Origin of the sequence: Rhizobacter terrae (assembly GCF_003852895.1) — a bacterium.
Taxonomy (GTDB): domain Bacteria; phylum Pseudomonadota; class Gammaproteobacteria; order Burkholderiales; family Burkholderiaceae_C; genus Albitalea; species Albitalea terrae.
Genome location: NZ_QUSW01000003.1, coordinates 698,456 through 712,815 on the forward strand (window position 1 = coordinate 698,456; position 14,360 = coordinate 712,815).

16 protein-coding genes are annotated in these 14,360 nt (G+C 65.8%); 11 read left to right on the plus strand and 5 right to left on the minus strand.

All coding sequences use genetic code 11. The features are described from left to right. Nucleotides 1-104 precede the first annotated feature (104 nt). The gene (locus DZC73_RS14840) at nucleotides 105-329 is read left to right on the plus strand and encodes a ribbon-helix-helix domain-containing protein (protein WP_235835130.1); all 225 of its coding nucleotides are present in this window, start codon (nucleotides 105-107) and stop codon (nucleotides 327-329) included. Then, entirely contained in the window at nucleotides 326-640 is a 315-nt protein-coding gene (locus tag DZC73_RS14845; protein ID WP_124541086.1) for a type II toxin-antitoxin system RelE/ParE family toxin, read from the plus strand. Before DZC73_RS14840 ends, DZC73_RS14845 begins: the two co-directional genes overlap by 4 nt. A 50-nt stretch (nucleotides 641-690) precedes the next feature. Here the strand turns inward: DZC73_RS14845 and DZC73_RS14850 are convergent, their stop codons facing one another. Beyond that, a complete protein-coding gene (locus DZC73_RS14850; protein WP_124541087.1) occupies nucleotides 691-1,320 on the minus strand; it encodes a hypothetical protein in 630 nt (209 codons plus the stop codon). Between the two features lie 121 nt (nucleotides 1,321-1,441). Further along, on the minus strand, nucleotides 1,442-2,551 hold the full coding sequence (locus DZC73_RS14855) for a S8 family serine peptidase (RefSeq protein WP_161974598.1): 1,110 nt from the start codon (nucleotides 2,549-2,551) through the stop codon (nucleotides 1,442-1,444). Nucleotides 2,552-2,857: 306 nt separating this feature from the next. On the opposite strand from DZC73_RS14855, the gene DZC73_RS14860 reads away from it, so the two are divergent. Together DZC73_RS14860 and DZC73_RS14865 are read left to right on the plus strand one after the other, a co-directional pair. Beyond that, nucleotides 2,858-3,376, plus strand: a complete 519-nt coding sequence (locus tag DZC73_RS14860) for an RNA polymerase sigma factor (RefSeq protein WP_124541089.1) — start codon at nucleotides 2,858-2,860, stop codon at nucleotides 3,374-3,376. Continuing rightward, entirely contained in the window at nucleotides 3,373-4,167 is a 795-nt protein-coding gene (locus DZC73_RS14865; protein WP_124541090.1) for an anti-sigma factor family protein, read from the plus strand. Before DZC73_RS14860 ends, DZC73_RS14865 begins: the two co-directional genes overlap by 4 nt. Before the next feature lie 9 nt (nucleotides 4,168-4,176). Here the strand turns inward: DZC73_RS14865 and DZC73_RS14870 are convergent, their stop codons facing one another. Beyond that, complete coding sequence (locus tag DZC73_RS14870; RefSeq protein ID WP_161974599.1) at nucleotides 4,177-4,446, minus strand: type II toxin-antitoxin system RelE/ParE family toxin; 270 nt, start codon at nucleotides 4,444-4,446, stop codon at nucleotides 4,177-4,179. After that, nucleotides 4,443-4,748 (minus strand): CopG family ribbon-helix-helix protein, encoded by a 306-nt coding sequence (locus DZC73_RS14875; protein ID WP_124541092.1) that lies wholly within the window; start codon nucleotides 4,746-4,748, stop codon nucleotides 4,443-4,445. The genes DZC73_RS14870 and DZC73_RS14875 overlap by 4 nt, the downstream gene beginning before the upstream one ends. Before the next feature lie 174 nt (nucleotides 4,749-4,922). Between DZC73_RS14875 and DZC73_RS14880 the strand changes: the two genes are divergently transcribed. From DZC73_RS14880 to DZC73_RS14905, 6 genes are all read left to right on the plus strand, one after another. Next, nucleotides 4,923-5,387, plus strand: coding sequence for a (2Fe-2S)-binding protein (locus tag DZC73_RS14880; protein ID WP_124541093.1), 465 nt, complete (start codon nucleotides 4,923-4,925; stop codon nucleotides 5,385-5,387). A 14-nt stretch (nucleotides 5,388-5,401) separates the two neighbouring features. Continuing rightward, complete coding sequence (locus tag DZC73_RS14885) at nucleotides 5,402-7,540, plus strand: xanthine dehydrogenase family protein molybdopterin-binding subunit (protein ID WP_124541094.1); 2,139 nt, start codon at nucleotides 5,402-5,404, stop codon at nucleotides 7,538-7,540. Between the two features lie 61 nt (nucleotides 7,541-7,601). Further along, nucleotides 7,602-8,858, plus strand: coding sequence for an NAD(P)/FAD-dependent oxidoreductase (locus tag DZC73_RS14890; RefSeq protein ID WP_124541095.1), 1,257 nt, complete (start codon nucleotides 7,602-7,604; stop codon nucleotides 8,856-8,858). After that, nucleotides 8,855-9,598 carry a hypothetical protein gene (locus DZC73_RS14895; RefSeq protein ID WP_124541096.1) on the plus strand — a complete coding sequence of 248 codons (744 nt, stop codon included), beginning with the start codon at nucleotides 8,855-8,857 and terminating at the stop codon, nucleotides 9,596-9,598. Before DZC73_RS14890 ends, DZC73_RS14895 begins: the two co-directional genes overlap by 4 nt. A gap of 24 nt (nucleotides 9,599-9,622) precedes the next feature. Beyond that, nucleotides 9,623-10,381: a class II glutamine amidotransferase gene (locus DZC73_RS14900; protein ID WP_124541097.1), complete on the plus strand. Its 759-nt coding sequence runs from the start codon at nucleotides 9,623-9,625 to the stop codon at nucleotides 10,379-10,381. A 130-nt stretch (nucleotides 10,382-10,511) separates the two neighbouring features. Then, on the plus strand, nucleotides 10,512-12,221 hold the full coding sequence (locus DZC73_RS14905; protein ID WP_124541098.1) for a M14 family metallopeptidase: 1,710 nt from the start codon (nucleotides 10,512-10,514) through the stop codon (nucleotides 12,219-12,221). Here DZC73_RS14905 and DZC73_RS14910 read toward each other — a convergent pair. Then, a complete protein-coding gene (locus tag DZC73_RS14910; RefSeq protein ID WP_235835132.1) occupies nucleotides 12,136-13,152 on the minus strand; it encodes an integron integrase in 1,017 nt (338 codons plus the stop codon). The two genes, DZC73_RS14905 and DZC73_RS14910, sit on opposite strands and share 86 nt — an antisense overlap. 214 nt (nucleotides 13,153-13,366) lie before the next feature. Here DZC73_RS14910 and DZC73_RS14915 point away from each other — a divergent pair, with 214 nt between their 5' ends. Then, nucleotides 13,367-13,771 carry a VOC family protein gene (locus tag DZC73_RS14915; protein ID WP_124541100.1) on the plus strand — a complete coding sequence of 135 codons (405 nt, stop codon included), beginning with the start codon at nucleotides 13,367-13,369 and terminating at the stop codon, nucleotides 13,769-13,771. The last annotated feature ends 589 nt before the right edge of the window (nucleotides 13,772-14,360 follow it).

A 14,360-nucleotide genomic window follows, 5' to 3' on the forward strand; every position in this document is an offset into this window, starting at 1 on the left:
ACGAGGGGCGAGGCGAGCCCCTCGTCCATGGCTGCCCGACCTTCATTGGCAAGGATTGCCAATCATGCTATGGTGCCAGCATGGTTGCCACTCTGAACATTTCCATGCCTGAATCGCTCAAGGCCTTCGTGGATGAGCGAGTCAAAGCGCGCGGCTACGGCTCGCACAGCGAGTACCTGCGTGACTTGGTGCGCAAAGACGAACTGGAAGCTGCGAAGGACCAGCTTCGTTCACTGCTCATGGAGGGCCTGAATTCGAAGGCAGGTCGTCCATGGGATGACTTGAAGTCCGACTTGCTCAAGCGTGCACGCCGCAAGTCGTCCAGATGAAACGGACTCTTCTGCGAGAGGCAGCGGAACGGGACGTCGAAAGAGGGTTCTCTCACTACCTGGAGGAGGCGGGCGCGGACATCGCCCTTGCTTTCATCGAGGAGATCGACACGGCGCTCGAACACATCGAACGCCATCCTGGCACGGGGTCGCCTCGCTACGGTGAGTTGTTCGACTTCCCGGGCCTGCGATGCTGGTTGGTCAGCCGATTTCCGTACGCACTGTTCTACGTAGAGCACGACGAGTACCTCGATGTCATCCGGGTGCTCCATCAACAGTCCGAAATACCGGCGCAGTTGCCCATCGAATAGACAAACGCCACATCGACCGATGTGGCGTTTGTCTTTCGGCTGACGGACGATCAATGCTGAACTGATCCACCCACCGACCCATTCACCGAGGTCGAGTGGCCATCGGTGGAGGCACTGCCCTCGGCCGCGCCGGACGCAGTCGTCTTGCGCGTGGCGACGTCGGCCTTGCCCGAGCCTGTCAGCGATGCACCGGGCTTGCTCGTGGACGTGGTGGCGTCACCCGTGCCGGAGGTGTTGGCGTTCTTGCCGACCGATCCGGCGAGTGCGCCGGTGGCCGAGCCTTCGGCCTTGGTCGATGCAGCCTGGTCCTTGAGCGACGACGCCTTGTCGCCGATCGCGCCCTTGGTGGCGGCGGCCTTCTCGGCGACGGCATCCTTCGTGGCCGCAGCCTTGTCGCTCACCGCGTCCTTGGTCGATGCGGCCTTGTCAGCGGCCTGGTCCTTCACGTTGCCCGTGGTGTCGCGGGCCTTGTCGATCACCGGCTGCGGCGACGGCGTGCGCAAGGCACCTTGCCCGCTCAAAGCGCCGTTCAGGCCGCCACCGATGGGGCCGATGCCGCCGCTGAGGCCGCCGCCCACGCTGCCCGATCCGCCGATGAGTCCGGCGTGCGCGGGGAAGGCTGCGGCGACGAGCGCGGTCACGAGGGTGGCGCTGGTGAGGATGTGGCGATGCTTGGTCATGGTGTGCTCCAACGTTGCTGTCTTGCGGCGATGCGGCCCATCCGCGTCGCATGACAGGTACAACGAGGGCGGAAGCCAGCTTCTTCCACGCGTCACAACTTTTTACGTCTCCAGGGCCCGGTCAACGGGCCATGACGTAGGACGGCTCCGTGCGCAGCTCGCGGCCGACGAGGCCGAAGCCATAGACGACATCCCGTCCTGGCGCACCTGCATCGACGGCGCTTCGGGCCAGTGCGCTCACGGCCGCCTGTGATGCAGCGGCATCGCCCGGACGAAGCGATGCCAGCAGCAAGCCCGCCACGATCGGCGAGGCGAAGGACGTCCCGCGCGCAATGGTGAAGCCCGAGCTGCCACCGCTGGCCACTGCCATCTGCGACCCCGGTGCCGCGAAGGCCACATGCGGCCCTCGGCAGGCTTCGGGCAGCACCTGGCCCTTCGCATCCACGCCCGTCACCGCGATCACTTCGGGATACGCCGCCGGATACAGCGGCGGCGATGCCGGCCCATCGTTGCCCACCGCCGCCACGAGCAGCATGCCCCTGGCGCTTGCCTTCTTCACCACGGTCTCCAGCAAGCGGTTCGGCGGACCCACCAAGCTGATGTTGACCACCGGCACCTGCTCGCCCAGCAGCCAGGCCAGTGCCGCAGCCACCGCCTCCACCGTGCCGCCCACGGGGTCGTTGCAATAGACGTCGGCCGCATACAGCACGGCCTGCGGTGCCGCGCTGCGGAACTTGTCCGCCCGGCCCACCAGCAGCGACGCCACGGCCGTGCCGTGGGCGCTGGGCACCTTGGTGCTGTTGCAGCCCCAGGCGTGGATGGACGCGCCCTTGAGCGCCGCATGGTCGGTCTCCACGCCGCCGTCGATGAGTCCGACCTTCAGCTTGCCACCCACCGCCGGCGAAGCAGCAGGCGCGGATGCAACGGGGCGTGACGCTGCGGGCGACGCCACCTCACCACTCTCCAGGTACAGATGATTGAAGTCCACCGCCGCCTGCGGATCGATCTGCCGCAGCCGCGCCAGCGCCCTCGGTGTGTCCCAGCCCGCAGGCGCCCGCAACGTGACGATCCGCAGATCGAGTTCGTCCAGCCGCCGCTCTCGCACGACGGTGAACCCATCCGCACGTGCCGCCGCCAGCAAGGCCGCGTCAGGCGCGCTCACCACCAGCTCGCTGCGCACGATCGCCTCGCCGGCCGGATCGGCCTCCACCAGCGGTGATCGTTGCGACAAGATGTCTGCGATTCGTTGCCGCCTTTGCTGGATGAGGTCCGCCACCTGTGCAACATCCCGTCGAACTTGTTGCGTGAGCTGACCTGTTCCCGGGAGGTTGGTGGCCGGCAGACTGGGCAAGCTCGGGAGGGAGGGCAGCCGCAGCTGCGCGCAAGCCCACACAGGCATCAGTGCCAAGGCGGCGAAGGACAGAAGGCGTTTCATTCCAATGGCGATGGTAGTGGCGGCCGCCGATCCGGGCGGTTACTTCTACAACGTCCGGGCCATGGAAGAAAATCCGCCCTCCTGTCGTTCTACCGTCAAGGCATGAGTGATTCGCATGAGGAACTCCGCAAAGAGGTCGTGGCATTGCTGCCGCGAATGCGCCGCTTCGCGAGAACCATCACGCGCAACCGCGAGGATGCCGACGACCTGGTGCAGCTGGCGGTCGAGCGCGCCTTGATGCGCCTGGACCAATGGCAACGCGGGACACGACTGGACAGCTGGATATTCATGATCATGAAGAACGCCTGGATCGACGAAGTGCGCTCGCGCGTGCGGCGCGATGCCGTCTTCCTGCCGGAGGAGGCGGGCGAGAACGTCGGCCAGGCCGCGGGCGACTGGCCCGCCGATCGGCAGCACGTGCGCATGGATGTGCAGCGTGCAATGGAACAACTGAGCGAAGACCAGCGCATGGCCGTGGGCCTGGTGCTGGTCGAAGGCCTGCCTTACAAGGAGGCGTCCGAGGTGCTGGGTATTCCCATCGGCACCTTGACCAGCCGACTGGCGCGGGCACGGGAAAGTCTGCAAGCGATCCTGGCGGGACCGCAGGGAGCTACGGGATGAGCAGTCACGGAATTTCGCAGGAAACGCTCTACGCCTATGTGGACAACGAGCTGAACGCCACCGACACGGCCAAGGTCGAGGCCGCGATGGCACACGACCCGGACCTGAAGAGCCTGATCGAAGAGCAGCGGGCCTTGCGTGCCTTGCTGGGCAACGCGTACTCGCCGGTCCTGGAAGAGCCGGTGCCTGAGCGCATCACGGCGGCGGCACAGGCCAGGTCGGCGGCGAAGCCCAAGGCCAAGATCGTCCGGCTGGCGGCGGCCCGCGAGCGCAAGCAGGCCGCCAGCGAGGACACCGCGCCACGCGAAGCCGCCAACGACTGGACCTGGAAGCATTGGGGCGGCATGGCGGCCTGCCTGGTGGTGGGCGTGTTCGCCGGCTACAGCGGCTGGCTGTCCAACGCCACGCACGACGTGGCCACCATCGACGGCAAGCTCGTCGCGCGCGGCCAGCTCGCGCAGGCCTTGTCCACCCAGCTGGCCAGCACCCAGACCAAGGATGCCGCGGTGAAGATCGGCCTGAGCTACGTCTCCAAGGCCGACGAGCTGTGCCGCAGCTTCACGGTGAAATCCGCCGGCACCGACGGCCTGGCCTGCCGCCGCGGCAGCGAATGGATGCTGCGCGTCATTGAGCAGGAACAGCCCAAGCCCGGCGACCAGTCCGACCTGCGCATGGCCGCCTCGCCCGTGCCGGCCGCCGTGCTCAAGGTGGTGGACGAACAGATCCAGGGCAGCCCGCTGGATGCCGAGGGCGAGAAGGCGGCGATGAACAAGGGGTGGCGGGCGAAGTAGGACGGCGACTCAGCGCTGCCTGGCGACATGCCAGACCTGAAGGATCTGAACCTCCGTGGCCCGAACCCGATAGGTGACGAGGTAGTTGCGGTGCACCACGAGTTCACGCGTGTCGTCGTGAATGCCGGCACGGCCGAGCAAGGGAAACGATTGCAGGCGTTGAACCCGTTCGCGAAGCTCGTTGACGAAGGGTGCAACAGCTGCGGGCTTGTCCGCAGCAATCCGGTCGGCAATTCTCGTGAGGTCGGCCAGTGCTCGACGTGTCCAGACCAGCCTCACTTCTGACGTGCACCGCGCTTGCCGGCACTGTTGCTTCGTTTGGGCGATGGTGCCGCGGCCGAGTAGCGCGCAAAGGTGTCTTCGACCTCTTGGTCAGATGCGAATTCGCCATGGTCCGCAGCGGCGATGGCTTCCTTCAAGTCCGCAATTTGCGGCTCACGCCACACCAGATATTCCTTCAGAGCTTCCATGGCCACATGGCTCTTTGACCGGCCGGTGAGTTGGGCGTAGGTCTCGACGCGGCTCTTCAGTTCGGAGGGCAGCCGAAGACTGACTTGTGAATCTTTTGAGGCAGTGGACATGGGCAACCCAGACAGGGACAGATGGAATGCCTTGCAATGTAATACAACGCATTGCATGCAGTGCAGGGCCGTGCGATCCAGACCCGATCTACGGGTTTGCCCCCTTTGGCTTTCGTGACTTCGATCACGATGCTGTGAGAGTCGATCCGCCCCTCAAAAACGCAGGAGACACTCATGGCCATCACGATGAAGGTGAACGGCAAGACGGTCAGCGTCAAAGCCGAGCCCGATACCCCCTTGCTTTGGGTCATCCGCGACGAAATCGGCCTGACAGGCACGAAATTCGGATGCGGCATGGCGCTGTGCGGCGCCTGCACGGTGCAGCTGGATGGGACGCCCATCCGATCGTGCCAGACGCCCGTGTCGGCGGTGGCCGGCAAGTCCGTCACCACGGTGGAAAGCCTCTCGCCCAACAACTCGCATCCGCTTCAGAAAGCCTGGATCGCGCACGACGTGCCGCAATGCGGCTACTGCCAGTCCGGCCAGCTCATGAGCGCGGCGGCGCTGCTGGCCAAGAACAAGAACCCGAGCGATGCCGACATCGATGCCGCCATGAGCGGCAACATCTGCCGCTGCGGCACCTACCCGCGCATCCGCGCCGCCATCAAGTCGGCGGCTGCTGAAATGCGCAAGGCCTGAACGGGGAGATCGTCATGACACAAGCCACGATCCGCACCGCCGTCTCGCGCCGCTCCTTCCTGCAAGCCTCCACCGTCGCCGGTGGCGGGCTGATGCTGGGGGTCTCGCTGCCCGGCATGGAAGCCATGGCCGCGGGCACGCTGTACACGCCCAATGCCTGGGTGCACATCGCCGATGACAACACCATCACCTTGCTCTCGGCGCGCTCCGAGATGGGCCAGGGCGTGTACACGTCCATGCCCATGCTCATCGCCGAGGAGCTGAACGTCGACCTCAAGACCGTGAAGGTCGAGATCGCGCCGCCCGGCGCGGTCTACGTCAATGCGCTGCTCGGAGCGCAGATCACCGGCGGCTCGACGTCGGTGCGCGACGGCTGGGAGAAGCTGCGCACCGCAGGCGCCCAGGTGCGCGAGATGCTCATCAGCGCGGCTGCCGATGAATGGAAGGTCGACCGTGCCACGCTCAAGGCCGACAAGGGTTTCGTCACCGGGCCCAAGGGCAAGAAGGCCAGCTATGGCCACCTGGCCGAGGCGGCGTCCAAGCTGCCGGTGCCGGAGAAGGTGGCGCTGAAGGACCCGAAGGACTTCAAGATCGTCGGCAAGCACACCAAGCGCCTGGACACGCCGATGAAGGTCAGCGGCCGTGCGGAGTTCGGCATCGACGTGAAGCTGCCGGGCATGGTGTACGCCTCGCTGGAACAGCCGCCGGTCATTGGCGGTACCGTCAAGAGCCTGGATTCCTCCAAGGCCAAGGGCATGCCAGGCGTCATCGACGTGGTGCAGATTCCCGACGGCGTGGCGGTGGTGGCCGACACCTACTGGCATGCGAGGAAGGCGCGCGAGGCGCTGGCCATCGAGTGGGATGACGGCGCAGGTGGCGCGCTGAGCACGCAGGCCATGGCCGATGGCATCAAGGCAGCGGCCAACAGCGCCAAGCCCATTCCCATCAAGGCGCAGGGCGACGTGGCCGAGGGCATGAAGAAGGCCGTGAAGGTCGTGAAGGCCGAATACCAGATGCCGCTGCTCGCGCATGCGCCGCTGGAACCGATGAACTTCACCGCCAGCGTCACCGGCAACAAGGTGCTGCTGATCGGCCCCACGCAGTTCCAGCAGGGCGCGCAGGGCGCGACCGCGGCAGCGCTGGGCGTGAAGCCGGAAGACATCACGCTCAAGACGACCTTCCTCGGCGGCGGTTTCGGACGGCGGCTGGAGCTGGACTTCATCGTGCAGGCCGCGCAGATCAGCAAGGCCGTGGGCAAGCCGGTGAAACTGCTGTGGACGCGCGAAGACGACATGACGCACGACTTCTACCGGCCGATGGCGCTGAACCAGCTTGAAGCCGGCCTGGACGCGAACGGCATGCCGGTGGCCATGACCTTCAAGGTGACCTCGCAGTCCATCACGCAGCGTGCCTTCGGCCTGCCCAAGGACACGCTGGATCCGTTCATGGCCGAGGCCTCGGTGGCGGCCTACGAGATCCCGAACACGCGGCATGACCTCGTCATCCACGATGCCGGCCTGCGCGTGGGCTACTGGCGCGCGGTGAGCCACAACATGAACGCCTTCGCCAACGAAAGCTTCGTGGACGAGATGGCCGCCGCCGCGGGCAAGGACCCGCTGGCGTATCGGCTGTCGCTGCTCAAGGAGCATCCGCGCTTCGCCAACGTGCTCAAGGCCGCGGCCGACAAGGCGGGCTGGGGCAAGGCGCCGGCAGGGCACTCGATGGGCGTGGCGCTGATGGAGGGCTACGACACCTACATGGCGCAGGTGGCCGAGATCTCCATGGAACAAGGCCAGGTCAAGGTGCACAAGGTGACGGTGGCTGCGGACCTGGGCCGCATGGTCAACCCCGACACCGTGGTCGCGCAGATCCAGTCCAGCGTGGTGTTCGGCCTGAGTGCGGCGCTGATGGACGAGATCACGCTCGACAAGGGCCGCGTGCAGCAGACCAACTTCCACAACTACCCGGTGCTGCGGATGAACGAGGCGCCGCCCATCGACATCGTGCTCATCCCGAGCACGGAGAAGCCGGGCGGCATCGGCGAGCCGGCGACGGCGCTGATCGGGCCGGCAGTGGCGAATGCGATCTTTGCGGCGAGCGGCAAGCGGGTGAGGAAGATGCCGTTCACGGCGGAGAACATCGCCGCGGCGTGAGCCTGTCTCGGGGGCGGGGGAAGGTATCCTTGTCGGGTTTTTCCTCCGCCAGCCCCCTGAGATGACCGCCGTTCCCGCGTCCTACAACCTCCCGCCCGACCAACTCCCCGCCTCCTGCGACGTGCTCGTGATCGGCGCAGGTCCGGCGGGCACTGCCGCGGCGACCACGCTCGCACGGGCGGGCTTCGACGTGGTGCTGGTGGACCAGCACAGCTTTCCTCGCGACAAGATCTGCGGCGACGGGCTCATCCCCGACGCGCACAAGGCCTTGCAGAAGCTGGGGGCGCTCGACGAGGTGATGGCCGTCGCCCAGCCTGCGGCCCACATCGGCTGCATCGGTCCGCGCGGCGGGCGCATCGACGTGCCCGGCACGCTGGCGGTGCTGCCGCGCAAGGAACTCGATTTCATCCTGCTCAAGAACGCCGTGAAGCATGGCGTGCGCATGTTCGCACCGGTTCGCTTTGCCGCGCCCATCGAGGAAGGCGGCCGCGTCCTCGGCGCCCAGCTTAAGGCCGGCGACAGCACGCATGAACTGCGCGCCGGCTGGACCATCCTCGCCACCGGCGCCGTGCCGCAGGCCCTCATCGCTGCGGGCATGTCGCGGCGGCAGACGCCCAGCGGCGTGGCGCTGCGCGGCTACGTCAAGAACGACAAGATGGTGGGCCGCATCGACAAGCTGGAGATCATCTGGCACCGCGCGGTGAGCCCGGGCTACGGCTGGATCTTCCCGTGCCGCGACGGCATCTTCAACATCGGGGTGGGCATCGCCGACAGCCACGGCGAGGCGCGCAACGGCAAGCTCGCCAAGAAGGAAGCCAACCTGCGCGAGATCTTCGATGACTTCACCCGCGTGTACGCACCCGCCAAGGAACTGGTGGACGGCGGCGAGTGGACCAGCCCGCTCAAGGGCGCGCCGCTGCGCTGCACGCTCGAAGGCGCGCAGTACTCCCGGCCGGGACTCATCGTGACGGGCGAGGCCGCGGGCAGCACCTATTCGTTCAGCGGCGAGGGCATCGGCAAGGCGATGGAGACGGGTATCCTCGCGGCCGAAGCGGTGCTCGCCGGGCGTGAGTCGACGCTCGATGACGCCACCGTGCGCCAGCGCTACGAAGCCGGCCTGCTCGCGCTCAAGCCACGATTTGACCTCTACCAGCGGGCCAACAAGGTCAACCGCCACCCCTGGCTCGCGGACTTGCTCATCTGGCGCGCGAAGAAGAGCGAACGGCTGCTGCGCCGCATGAGCGGCGTGCTCAACGAGACGAGCAATCCGGGGAACCTGGTGTCGATGAAGGGCATCGTGCGGCTGTTCACCGAATGAAGGCAGCGCTTCGCATCCTTGCCATCGTTCTCCTGGCCAGCCTGGCCATGGTGGGCCGTGCGGACGACACCTTGCAGCCCGGCGACTACGTGCTCGGCCGCGACGTCGGCACCTTGACCGTGCAGCCGGCGTTCCGGGGCACGCAGGTGTTCTCCATCTCGGTGGTGGGCGCCAACGCCCACACCTGCGAGCTGGGCGGCAAGATCAAGGGTGGACGCAGCACGCCCGACGACCAGGACCAGAAGCCCCTGTGCGAAGTGCGCTTCGAGAAGTCCGGTCCGTCCAGCCTCTCGGTGAAGACCAACGAGGCGGACTCCTGCCGCAGCTACTGCGGCGCACGCGCCTGGTTCGAAGGCACCTATGTGCTGCCGCCTTCAGGCTGTAGCAGTGCGGAGATCCGGCGCTCGCGCGATGCCTTCAAGAAGGCCTATGACCGCCATGACCATGCCGAGGCCGAACGCCTGCTGTCGCCGATGCTGGTCCAATGCAAGGCGGTGATGAGCCCCTGGGATGAAGACTGGATCCGCAACGACCTCGCCCTCGCGCAGCACAAGCTGGGCCGCGATGCCGCCTGCCTGGAGCTGCTCGCCCCGCTGGCCAAGGACGCCCAGGACTCCGAGCGCGACCCGCAGGCGTGGAAGGACAACCTGGAGCTGCCGCCGGTCGAGTCGGACATCTACGCCGGCATCATCGCCGCCACCCGCACCAACCTCAAGCTCTGCCGGGGGCGCAGGAAGTAACGACGAACGCCAAGGCCTGAAGTCATGTGCCAACTCCTCGGAATGAACGGCAACACGCCGACCGACATCGTGTTCAGCTTCACCGGCTTCTGCACGCGCGCCGAGGAGCACAAGGACGGCTTCGGCATCGCCTTCTTCGAGGGGCCGGGCGTGCGGCTGTTCGTGGATGCGCAAAGCGCGCGCACCTCGCCGGTGGCCGAGATGGTGCGGCAATACCCCATCCGCAGCGACAACATCATTGCCCACATCCGCAAGGCCACGCAGGGCCGCATCGCGCTGGAGAACACCCACCCCTTCCAGCGCGAGCTGTGGGGCCGCTACTGGGTGTTCGCCCACAACGGCGACCTGAAGAACTTTGCGCCGCGCCTGCACGCCTCGTTCAGGCCGGTGGGCAACACCGACAGCGAGCTGGCGTTCTGCTGGCTGATGCAGGAGCTGTCCAAGGCGCATGCGAGCGTGCCCTCCATCCCCGAGCTCACCGCCACCTTGCGCGAGCTGGTGCCGCAGCTGGCTGCGCACGGCACCTTCAACTGCATGCTCAGCAACGGCGAGGCGCTGTGGGCGCATTGCTCCACCAAGCTGTGGTACCTGGTGCGGCAGCACCCCTTCCAGCGCGCGACGCTGCAGGACGAAGACATCAGCGTGAACTTCGCGGAAGAGACCTCGGCCGCCGACCGCGTCGCGGTGGTGGTCACCGAGCCGCTGACGCGCGACGAGAACTGGGTGGCCTTCCGGCCCGGCGAGCTGAAGGTGTTCGCCGGCGGCCTGCCGCTGGACCACTGAGGTTTTTCGCGACGCACTGTGCGAATGGCGCGGCCTTCACCCTGACGCTGCCAACAAACCGTGAGTTCCCCGGGATGGCTTGCGGCACACTTTCGCCGCATCCGCCCGAGCCCTCCGAGGACCTGCCGCCATGACGCTCCCGGCCACCCCCACGCCGCGCTTCGACACCTTCTACAAGTACGACGCGCTCACGCGGTTGCTGTTCGACTATGCCGAGTCCAACCCGGCCATCGTGTCGCTGCAGTCCATCGGCAAGAGCTACGAGGGCCGCGACATCTGGGTCGTCACGCTCACCAATGCGGCCACCGGCCCCGACACCGACAAGCCCGCGTTCTGGACCGACGGCAACATCCACGCCGCCGAACTCACCGCCAGCACCGCCTGCCTGTACTACCTGCACCACCTCGTCACCGGCTATGGCGATGACCCGCAGATCACCCATCTGCTGGACACGCGCACCATCTACATCTGCCCGCGCCTGAACCCCGACGGTGCCGAGCTCGCATTGGCCGACAAGCCGCGCCACATCCGCTCGTCCACCCGCCGCTACCCCTTCGAGGAAGACCCGGTGGACGGCCTCACCATGGAAGACGTGGACGGCGACGGGCGCATCCTCTTCATGCGCATTCCCGACCCGCACGGCGCGTACAAGAAGAGCGCGCAGGACCCGCGGCTGATGGTGCCGCGCGAGCCCGGAGAGTTTGGAGGCGAGTACTACCGCCTCATGCCCGAAGGCACGCTCAAGCACTACGACGGCCTGAGCGTGACGGTGAACAAGGACAGCGAAGGCCTGGACCTGAACCGCAACTTCCCGAGCGGCTGGCGCCAGGAATTCGAGCAGGTGGGAGCCGGCGCCTACCCGACCAGCGAGCCCGAGGTGCGCGCCATGGTGGACTTCATCGTCCGGCACAAGAACATCGGCGCGGCCATCAGCTACCACACGCACAGCGGCGTCATCCTGCGGCCCATGGGCACGCAAAGCGACGACGACATGATCCCCGAGGACCTGTGGACCATCCGGCGCTTCAGCGACATCGGCGCCAGGCTCACGGGCTACCCGGCCATCAGCATCTGGCACGACTTCAAGTACCACCCGAAGGAAGTCATCACCGGCACGCAGGACTGGGTCTACGAGCACCTGGGCGCGCTGTTCTGGGTGGTCGAGATCTGGTCGCCCAACAAGGAAGCGGGCATCGAGAACTACAAGTGGATCGACTGGTTCCGCGAGCACCCGGTGGAAGACGACCTCAAGCTGCTCAAGTGGAGCGACGAGCACTGCGAAGGCCAGGCGCACGTGGACTGGAAGCCCTTCCTGCATCCGCAGCTGGGGCAGGTGGAGATCGGCGGCTGGGACAAGATGAACTTCTGGCGCAACCCGCCGGCGAAGCTGCGCGAGCGCGAGGCTGCGCGCTTTCCGGCGTGGATGAATCAGATTGCGCTGAGCTTGCCCAGGCTGGAGCTGGTGCGCAGCGAGGTGCGGGCGCTTGGGCCTGACACCTGGCGCATCCGCCTGGCGGTGGCCAATGCGGGCTACCTGCCGGCCTACGTGAGCAAGCGGGCGCTGGAGCGCAAGGTGGTGCGCGGGGTGATCTTCGAGATCCACCTGCCCGAGGGTGATCCGCACATCACGCTGGTCAGCGGCAAGGAACGCGAGGAAGGGCCGCAGCTGGAAGGGCATCACGTGAAGATGAGCCTGCAGGCTTTTTTGCCGACGCGCGACATCACGGCGGATCGGGCGGTGCATGAGTGGGTGGTCAAGGCGCCCAAGGGCACGCGCATTGCCGTGAGCGCGCGGGCGGATCGGGCGGGGGTGGTGAAGACTGAGGTGACGTTGGATTGAGCTGAGGCGCGTCGCTGCGGCCGAGCACCTCCTGCACCGTGCGGATGTCATAGCCTGCCTGGAGAAGGTGCGTCGCAAACGAATGGCGAAGGATGTGCGGCGAGCAAGGCTTGGCAATGCCGGCGCGTTTGGCGGCGGCACTCACCGAGCGCTGGATGCTGGACTCATGCAGGTGATGTCGGTGCTCTGCACCACTGCGCGGGTCGATGGATCGAGAGGCTGCGGGGAAGACCCATTGCCAGCCCCAGCTTCGCGGCGCCGCGGGGTACTTTGTCGCCAGCGCATTCGGTAGCCACACGGTCCCGAAACCCGCGGCCAAGTCCTTGTCATGAAGTACCTTGACGCGCAACACATGGTCCTTCAAGGGTAGGAGCAAGTTCTCCGGCAACACGGTGACGCGATCCTTGCCGCCTTTTCCGTTGCGAACAAGGATCTCCCGCCGCTCGAATTCAATGTCCTTGATTCGCAGGCGAAGTGCTTCCAGCAGCCGCATTCCGGTTCCGTAGAGCAGTGAGGCCACCAGTCCCATGGTGCCGCTGAGTTCAAGAAGCAGGGCGTGGGTTTCCGAAGGCGTCAGGACCACTGGGAGCCGGTTTGGCACTCTTGCTGCGACGATCTCGTCTAGCCATGGCAACTGGATGCACAGAACCTCTCGATACAGGAACAACAGTGCCGACTTGGCTTGATTCTGAGTTGACGCCGCCACGTTGCGCTCGACGGCCAAGTGGGACAGGAACTCCTGGACCTGCACCGCGCCGAGGCCGTCGGGATGACGCTTGCCGTGAAAGACGATGAACCGGCGGATCCAGTCCACGTAGGCGGTCTCGGTTCGAATCGAGTAGTGACGCAGCCGGATCTCGTCACGCACACGATCGAGCAGGCGGCGAGGCGGGGCGGACGGTGGGTCGGCGGTTTCCTTGTCGAATGTCACATTCGAGAGGGGCCGCGGGGTCAAATCGGGGAGTCGACGCATCCGCGGAAATTTAGGCAGCCTAAACTCACCGGGAAATCACCCCGCCGGGTGGGTTCAGTGTCCTTCTGTAGAGGGGAAAGGCGATGCAACTGGTGGATGTGAGAATGCGCGTTAGGCCGATGGCGAGGGTCTTTCTTGATCGGCCTATTTAACGTTAGAGCGCAACGCGCGCATGGAGACCGAATTGGCCTTCCCATTCAATGCTGGCGCGGTCGTCTATGCGATAAACGTGCCCAAGGTCAGCGCGTTCTATGTAGAAGTAGCTGGGCTGCGCACCACACATGCGGAGCAAGGACATGCCGTGCTTGAGTCAGCCGGCTTCCAGCTCGTTGTCGTCGCCATTCCTCCCCACATCGCGGCGTCCATCCAGGTCACTGTGCCACCGCAGCGCCGCGAGGACACTGCCGTCAAGCTTGTCCTTCCTGTCTCCAGCATCGCCAGCGCACGTCTGGCTGCGCAGGCGTGCGGTGGTCAGCTCAACCCACCGGAGCGTGAGTGGGAGTTTCAAGGTTCGCGCGTCTGCGACGGTCACGACCCTGAGGGCAATGTCGTGCAGTTTCGCCAGAATGCGCTCTAACCCTTCCATCGAGCGGACGGTTTCCAGCGGACTGCGCCCGCTTCCAACCGCCGCTCATGTCAAACGTTAGGCGCCACCAAATGCGGACAGTCCCGTTGATCCTGCCGTTTGCGCTAGTTTTGGGCGGCTGCTACACACTCGATCAGCCGAAGTTCGAGCAATACGTGAACGAGCGGGTGAGTCAAGGCATGAGTTTGTCTGAAGCAGAGCTGAGGCTAGCTCGGGAGGGCTTCACGTGCGAAGCTACCTCGGCCGCTCCGGCAGCTTCCTGCGCGCGAACCAGGCAAAGCGTGCTGCCGTATTCCTGTATCGAGAGAGTCTTGCTTCAATCCTCAGAGGGGAGAGTCACTTCCGTGGAAGTGCCGAAGATCGCATGTGCAGGGTTCTAATTGCGTCAAGCCAAGCGCCTAACCCTTCCATCGAGGGGACGTGTTCCAGCAGGCTTCGCCTGCTTCCACACGCCCCTCATGTCAAACTACAAGGGCTTCTCCCTCTGTCAAGCGAAGGGCATCGCTGACCCGCACTGAGGGGCCTCATCGCATCAACAGATCAGCTCAGCCGGGTTTGGCAACAAACGAGCGAAGGTGCG